This window comes from Phenylobacterium sp., from assembly GCF_046590535.1.
In the GTDB taxonomy this organism is placed as follows: domain Bacteria; phylum Pseudomonadota; class Alphaproteobacteria; order Caulobacterales; family Caulobacteraceae; genus Phenylobacterium.
The window spans coordinates 21,419-27,804 of record NZ_JBKJTG010000052.1; the positions used below are offsets into that span (position 1 = coordinate 21,419).

Annotated in this window: 9 protein-coding genes and 1 pseudogene; 2 read left to right on the top strand and 8 right to left on the bottom strand. The window is 69.4% G+C overall.

Annotation, left to right across the window (positions count from 1 at the left end; all coding sequences use genetic code 11):
• Window positions 1–9: 9 nt before the first annotated feature.
• From ACLL81_RS03080 to ACLL81_RS03100, 5 genes are read right to left on the bottom strand one after another with little or no spacing between them, the layout of a single operon-like run.
• Entirely contained in the window at window positions 10–489 is a 480-nt protein-coding gene (locus ACLL81_RS03080; protein WP_411286878.1) for a GNAT family N-acetyltransferase, read from the bottom strand.
• Window positions 486–1,364, bottom strand: a complete 879-nt coding sequence (locus ACLL81_RS03085; protein WP_411286879.1) for an SDR family oxidoreductase — start codon at window positions 1,362–1,364, stop codon at window positions 486–488. Before ACLL81_RS03085 ends, ACLL81_RS03080 begins: the two co-directional genes overlap by 4 nt.
• Window positions 1,361–2,326 carry an oxidoreductase gene (locus ACLL81_RS03090; protein WP_411286880.1) on the bottom strand — a complete coding sequence of 322 codons (966 nt, stop codon included), beginning with the start codon at window positions 2,324–2,326 and terminating at the stop codon, window positions 1,361–1,363. The genes ACLL81_RS03085 and ACLL81_RS03090 overlap by 4 nt, the downstream gene beginning before the upstream one ends.
• Window positions 2,326–3,105: an enoyl-CoA hydratase-related protein gene (locus ACLL81_RS03095; RefSeq protein WP_411286881.1), complete on the bottom strand. Its 780-nt coding sequence runs from the start codon at window positions 3,103–3,105 to the stop codon at window positions 2,326–2,328. Before ACLL81_RS03095 ends, ACLL81_RS03090 begins: the two co-directional genes overlap by 1 nt.
• Window positions 3,106–3,152: 47 nt before the next feature.
• Window positions 3,153–4,220 (bottom strand): MBL fold metallo-hydrolase, encoded by a 1,068-nt coding sequence (locus ACLL81_RS03100; protein WP_411286882.1) that lies wholly within the window; start codon window positions 4,218–4,220, stop codon window positions 3,153–3,155.
• Window positions 4,221–4,343: 123 nt separating this feature from the next.
• Between ACLL81_RS03100 and ACLL81_RS03105 the strand changes: the two genes are divergently transcribed.
• Window positions 4,344–4,583: a hypothetical protein gene (locus ACLL81_RS03105; RefSeq protein WP_411286883.1), complete on the top strand. Its 240-nt coding sequence runs from the start codon at window positions 4,344–4,346 to the stop codon at window positions 4,581–4,583.
• Between the two features lie 3 nt (window positions 4,584–4,586).
• Entirely contained in the window at window positions 4,587–5,057 is a 471-nt protein-coding gene (locus tag ACLL81_RS03110; RefSeq protein ID WP_411286884.1) for a ribonuclease H, read from the top strand.
• A 156-nt stretch (window positions 5,058–5,213) separates the two neighbouring features.
• Here the strand turns inward: ACLL81_RS03110 and ACLL81_RS03115 are convergent, their stop codons facing one another.
• The 3 genes and pseudogenes from ACLL81_RS03115 to ACLL81_RS03125 all read right to left on the bottom strand — a co-directional run.
• A complete protein-coding gene (locus ACLL81_RS03115; RefSeq protein ID WP_411286885.1) occupies window positions 5,214–5,657 on the bottom strand; it encodes a MarR family winged helix-turn-helix transcriptional regulator in 444 nt (147 codons plus the stop codon).
• A 73-nt stretch (window positions 5,658–5,730) separates the two neighbouring features.
• The gene (gene rnhA / locus ACLL81_RS03120) at window positions 5,731–6,183 is read right to left on the bottom strand and encodes a ribonuclease HI (RefSeq protein ID WP_411286886.1); all 453 of its coding nucleotides are present in this window, start codon (window positions 6,181–6,183) and stop codon (window positions 5,731–5,733) included.
• Window positions 6,180–6,386, bottom strand: a pseudogene (locus ACLL81_RS03125) (homoserine kinase); the annotation flags it as partial. The gene rnhA and the pseudogene ACLL81_RS03125, both read right to left, overlap by 4 nt.

Sequence of the window (6,386 nt, forward strand, 5' to 3'; positions counted from 1 at the left end):
CGGCGGGCCCTAGCTGGCCGCCAGGCGGGTCAGGGCCTCGCCGGAGAGCCTGCGCACCGTCCAGTCGTCCATCCGCCCCGCGCCCAGGCTGTCGTAGAAGGCGATGGAGGGCGCGTTCCAGTCCAGCACCGCCCACTCCAGCCGGCCCAGGTCGGCCTCCACGCACCGCTGGGCCAGCCCGCGCAGCAGCGCCTTGCCAGCGCCCACCCCGCGGGCCTCGGGCTTCACGAACAGGTCCTCCAGGTAGATCCCCGCCCGGCCGCGGAAGGTGGAATAGTTGTAGAACCACAGGGCGAATCCCACCGGCTGGCCCTCGTGCTCGGCGATGTCGCAGAAGCAGCGCGGATTCTCGCCGAACAGGTCCCGGCGCAGGTCGTCCGCGGTCACCTCCACCTCATGCAGCAGACGCTCGTACTCGGCGAGGTCGCGGATGAAGCCGGCGATCAGCGACGCATCGGCCGGCGAGGCCACCCGCACGGTGACGCTCATACCGGCTCGCGGCTGCCCACGCCGACGGTCACCCCTGGCGGCGGCACGCTGTCGGCGGGCACGAAGAAGTCGGGCATCAGGGGTTGGCTGGGGTCGACCCGATACTTGTCGAAGTCGCGCTCCCCCTCGGCGTAGAGGAAGCTGTCGTCGATCAGGAAGTTGCCGGTGAAGTCCCGCGACGGCTTCTCGAAGATCGCGTGCGCTGCGTCGGCCATGATCTCCGGCGTCCGGCAGCGGGCCATGCCCTCGTCGCCGGCCAGGGCGAAGCGGATCGCCGCGGTGGCGATGCCCGTGCGGGGCCACAGGGCGTTGAAGGCGATCCCGTCGGCAGCGAACTCGGCGCTCATCCCCAGCACGCACATGCTCATGCCGAACTTGGCCATGGAGTAGGCCGTGTGACCGGCGAACCACCGCGGGCTCATGTCCAGGGGCGGCGACAACATCAGCACGTGCGGATTGGCGGCCCGCTTCAGGTGCGGGATGCAGGCCTTGGAGGTCAGGAACGTGCCGCGCGCATTCACCTGGTTCATCAGGTCATAGCGCTTCATGTCGGTGGCCAGCGTCCCGGTGAGCTGGATGGCCGAGGCGTTGTTCACGCAGATGTCGATGCCCCCGAACCGCGCCACGGTCTGCGCCACCGCAGCCATCACCGAGGCTTCCTCGCGCACGTCGACGATCAGGGGCAGGGCCTTGCCGCCGGCCTGCTCGATCTCCTCCGCGGCGGTGTAGATGGTGCCGGGCAGGTGCTTGTGCGGCTCGGCCGTCTTGGCGGCGATGGCCACGTTGGCGCCGTCGCGGGCGGCGCGCAGGGCGATGGCCAGGCCGATGCCGCGGCTCGCGCCGGTGACGAACAGGGTCTTGCCGGAAAGGCTCATAGCTTCACTCCCGTGGTCTCTTCCGACAGCGCCCAGAGCCGCTCCGCGCCCTCGGGATCGAGAGCGTAGGGCATCACTCCGGACATCGGCTCCACCCCCCAGGGCAGCGCCTGGGCCAGGTTCTCCAGATAGAGCCCGCCGACGCCCTCCAGCTCGTCGCCAACCGCCGCCCAGACGCTGGTGGACGCGCCCTGAGCCGGGGTCTTGAATCCCTGGGCGACGACCCCCTCGTCGTTCATCCAGCCCATGGCGATCATCTCCTCCCGGGGCAGATGCCGCTGCAGCGGGGTCATGATGCCGCCGGGCATCACCGCGTTGGCGGTCACCCCCAGGTCATGAAAGCGTTCGTTGAAGCCCACCGCGAACAGGGCGTTGGCGGTCTTCGACTGGCCATAGGCTTCCCACTTCTCATAGGGCCTGGTGCGATAGTGCGGGTCGTCCCAGTTGATCGCGCTGCGGCGGTGGCCGAGGGACGACAGGGACACCAGGCGCGCCGACCGTCCGTCCTCCGCGCCGTTCATCAGCGCCCGCGCCAGGCCGACCCCCAGCAGGAAGTGGCCGAAGTGGTTGGTGCCGATCTGCATCTCCAGGTCGTCGGCGGTGTAGGTCTGCGGACAGGCCATCACGCCGGCGTTGTTGATCAGCATATTGAGCGGCTTGTCGCCCCAGGCGCTGGCGAAGGCTACCACGGTGGAGAGGTCCGACAGGTCCAGCAAGCCGACGCTGGCCCGATCGGCTCCCAGCTGGGCGTTGATCTGCGCCGCCGCCGCCTCGCCGGAGGCGCGGTTGCGCACGGCGATGGTCACCTCGGCCCCGGCAGCGGCCAGGGCGCGGACAGTCTCGATGCCGATGCCGGTGGCGCCCCCGGTGACGATGGCGGTGCGGCCCGCCAGGTCGTGCGCCTCCACCACATCGGCGGCGTCGGTGTAGGGCGACAGGCCCGCGGTGATGCGATCGGTCACTAGGCGACCTTCGAGAAATCGGGCTGGCGCTTCTCGGCGAAGGCGGCGAACGCCTCCTTGGCTTCCGGCGACTTGAGCTGAGCGGCGAAGTGGCGGCCTTCCTCGGTCATCCGCGCGGCCAGCGCCGCCGGGTCGCGCATCAGCGCCTTGGTGAGCGCCACAGCGGAGGGCGGGCGGGCCGCCACGGCCTGCGCCGCCGCCAGGGCCCTGGCGCGCAGCTCACTGGCTGGAACCGCGGCGTTGGCGATGCCCCAGGCCGCCGCCGTGCGGCCATCCACCGCCTCCCCCAGGACGAACATGGAGAAGGCGCGGGCGTGGCCGATCCGCGCCGGCAGCAGCAGCGAGGACGCGGCCTCCGGGACCAGGGCCAAGTTGACGAACGGGGTGGTCAGGAGCGCGTCCTCGGCCACGAACACCAGGTCGCAGTGCAGCAGCATGGTGACGCCCACGCCCACCGCGCGACCGTGCACCGCCGCCACCAGCGGGGTCTTGGCCCGGGCCAGGGCGTTCAGCAGGGGGTTGCCGGCCTCCCGCGCCTGGTTGGCCGCGCCGTCCCCGGCGTTCACCTTGGCGAAGTCGCCCATGTCGTTGCCGGCGGTGAAGATGTCGCCGTTGGACTGGATCAGGATGCAGCGCACCGCGGGCTCGTCCGCGGCGCCGTCAATCGCGTCCCCCAGCGCCTGGTACATCGCCCGGGTCAGGGCGTTCTTCTTCTCGGGCCGGTTTAGGGTCAGCGTCAGCACGCCGCCGGAGGTTTCAGCCAGGATGTGTTCGGTCATGTCTTGCTCCGGCCCGGCGGGCCGCCTCTGCTGTTTACAGTGTAAGCCTACGCTGCGGCCCGATACCAGTCGACGCCCTTTTCGTCCCGGCTGCGCACCGCTTGCCCGCGTTCGATCAGGCAGTTGAGGTGCGCCAGGCTCTCCCCGGTGGCCATGCCCAGGAGGTTGTGGTCGATCTTGCGCCGGAACAGCACGTGGAACACGTCCACCGCCCGCTTCGGTTCCGCGATCAGGTTGCGCAGGCGGGTGAGCCCGCGCTCATGGCCGCCGATCAGGTGGTCGATGCGCCCGTGCAGGCCGAAGAACGGATCGTTGTGCGCCGGCAGAACCAGCACCTCGTCGGGCACCCGGGTCTTGATCCGGGCCAGCGAGGTCAGCCAGTCGGTGAGCGGGTCGCCCTGGGGCTCGGTGGGGAACACCGAGACGTTGGAGGATATCCTCGGCAGCACCTGGTCTCCGGAGATCATCAGGTTCAGCGCCGGGCAGTAGAGGCAGGCGTGCTCCGGGCTGTGGCCGGAACCCACCACCACACGCCACACATGCTCGCCGATCTTCACCTCGTCCCCGTCGGACAGGCGCTGGAAACTGTCCGGCAGGGCGTGCAGCGCACGGCCGAAGCCGCCGAAGCGGGACCGGTAGTGCTCGATGGCTTCTTCGTCCCATCCGGCGGCCCGGTAGAAGGTCAGGGCGTCGGCGGGCGCCTCGCGGCCGGTGTCCGCCGCCAGCGAGCGGCACATCAGGAACTCCAGCCGGCTGATCCACAGGCGGCAGTCGTATTTGCGGGTCAGCCAGCCGGCCATGCCGATGTGGTCGGGGTGCATGTGGGTGACCAGCACCCGAGTGACGCGCTTGCCCGCCAGCGGCCCGTCGAAGGCCTGGCGCCAGGCCTGCCGCGTGTCGGGGCCGCCCATGCCGGTGTCGACGATGGCCCAGCCGTCGCCGTCGGCCAGCGCCCAGACGTTGATGAACGCCAACGCCCCGCCCAGCGGCATCCGCAGCCACTTCACCCCCGGCGCGATATCCACCGCCTCGCCGGCGTTCGGACCCTGCTCGAACGGATAGGTCAGCTTCGACGCCACCGGTTCGGCGATGGTCTCTTCAAGTCCGTCCCGCACAGCCCTTGGCTCCCCATTCCCGGTGTTCATTTTCGGCCTGCCGGAGGCTCAGGGCAAACACCATCGCAGCCTTGCCCGCGCGCAGCCCGGCTGGGATAGTCGCTCGACGTTGGGGAATACAACATGCTCAAGCTCATCAGCGCGCTGGCGATCGTCGCCGCCTTCGCCTCGCCCGCCACCGCCCAGGCGCCGACCACGGACCTGGCGGCCGGCATCCCGACTTATGGCGTCTCGGGAATCTTCTACGAGCCGGACCTGGACCGCATCCACGGGCTGAACGAGCGGATCGGGGTGGAGTCGCTCTATGAGGGCCGCGACTTCCTCTACCGCCTGGTCAAGGTCTACGCCGGCCAGGCCTCCTGACGCATGGCCGATCCCATCCGGATCTGGGTCGCCGCCCAGCACCACAAGGCTTTCCTCAACGGCGGCTGGGCTTATGTGCGGGTGGGCGCGGAGGTCACGGGCTGGGCCGGCGGCGACCGGCGGACCACGCGGACCCGGATGGCGCTGAGCAGCCTGGCCGCTGCGCTCGCGGACCTGCCCAAGGGCGCGGCGCTCAGGATCGAGACCGCCGCCGAAGACGCGAAACTGCTGGATGGGGTGTTCGTCGAGCCGGCTGATCCGCCAACGGATGATCTCGACCTGCGCGCCGCGATCGCCGGCCTGCTCAAGGGCCATGAGGCACGCCTGGCGGTGATGTCCGTGCAGCCCCGCACGCCCCTGGCCTTCACCATCGCCTGGGCTGACCAGGCCGCCGACAAGGCCAAGATGACGGGCGCCTTCCGGGTGGCCATACCGCGCCCCAACCTCGCCAAGTCAGGCGCGGCTGCGACCTAGTGTCCCGTTTCCGAAGTTCGCATGCGCCTGTGGCGGGCTCCGACGAACTTCGGAATCGACAAGGAGACTAGCAAGTCAATGTTTCTAGTGTGCTTCGGGGATTTGAAGTTCGCTCCGAGCTCGATCCGACGTCGTGCGAACTTCAAATCCAGCACACTAGCGGCTTTCGCTCAGCCAAGTGCGCAGCGCGCGCAGGAACGGCAGGGCCTCGCGGAATTCCTTCTGGGTGAACCCGTCGCGCAAGCTCTCCATCCTGGGCTTGATGGCGATCATGGTGCGGCCATAGACCTCGCGACCGCGGGGCGTCATGGCCACCCGCTTTTTGCGGCGGTCGGCGTCGCAGGGCTGCACATGCAGGATGTCCAGCGCCTCGAGCCGCTGCAGGGTGTTGGTGATCGCGCCGGGCGTCATCTGCAGGGCCTGGGCGATCTGCGCCGGAGTCTGGTCGTCGCCCCGGCGCGCCAGCAGGTTCAGCACTTCGAACTGCGGATAGCTGAGCCCCACCGGCAGGCAGCGGCTGATCACCGTGCGCACCCCATGCTCGATCAGGCCGATCTCGTCGAACACCTGGACTTCGGGATGCTCCTCGAACGCTCCCATGTCGGGCCTCCTCGTTCAACCTCGAACAAGCTATACAATTCGAGATTAAAGCACAACGTTCAATATTGAACGTTCAAGCCAAGGCGGCGGTAAGCGTTTCTTCCAGCCCCTTGCGGGCCAGCCCGTCGGCCCGCTCGTTGTATTCGTGGCCCGCGTGCCCCTTGACCCAGCGCCAGTCCACCTCGTGGCGGAGGCGCGCGGAGTCCAGCCGCTTCCACAGGTCGTCGTTCTTCACCGGCTTCTTGTCGGCGGTGAGCCAGCCGCGCTTCTTCCAGTTGTGGATCCACTCGTGGATGCCCTTCTGGACGTACTGGCTGTCGGTGTGCAACTCGACCTTGCAGGGCCGCGTCAGGGCCTCCAGCGCCTGGATGGCGGCCATCAGCTCCATGCGGTTGTTGGTGGTGGCCAGCTCCCCGCCGCAGATTTCCTTCTCCCTAGCGCCGAACTGCAGCACTGCGCCCCAGCCACCGGGCCCCGGATTGCCGGAACAGGCGCCGTCGGTGTGGATCACCACCTTCGGCGTCACGTGGCGCCCCCGAACAACACCAGGTCCGGCGCGGCGCGGTGGACGGCCAGCTTGCGCTCGTACTCCAGCGGGTCCTTGGGCCTGACCAGCGCGCCGGCCGGCGTCGCGCCCCAGTCGTGCAGCCGGGTGAGGAAGAACCGCATCGCCGCCCCGTGCGCCAGGACCGGCAGAGCCGCCCGCTCGGCGTCGCTCAACGGCCGCAG

What these genes read in the sequence shown, in the direction of transcription:
- ACLL81_RS03080 (WP_411286878.1), bottom strand. Translation starts at nt 489, where the DNA reads ATGAGCGTCACCGTGCGGGTGGCCTCGCCGGCCGATGCGTCGCTGATC.
- ACLL81_RS03085 (WP_411286879.1), bottom strand. Translation starts at nt 1,364, where the DNA reads ATGAGCCTTTCCGGCAAGACCCTGTTCGTCACCGGCGCGAGCCGCGGC.
- ACLL81_RS03095 (WP_411286881.1), bottom strand. Translation starts at nt 3,105, where the DNA reads ATGACCGAACACATCCTGGCTGAAACCTCCGGCGGCGTGCTGACGCTG.
- ACLL81_RS03105 (WP_411286883.1), top strand. Translation starts at nt 4,344, where the DNA reads ATGCTCAAGCTCATCAGCGCGCTGGCGATCGTCGCCGCCTTCGCCTCG.
- ACLL81_RS03110 (WP_411286884.1), top strand. Translation starts at nt 4,587, where the DNA reads ATGGCCGATCCCATCCGGATCTGGGTCGCCGCCCAGCACCACAAGGCT.
- ACLL81_RS03115 (WP_411286885.1), bottom strand. Translation starts at nt 5,657, where the DNA reads ATGGGAGCGTTCGAGGAGCATCCCGAAGTCCAGGTGTTCGACGAGATC.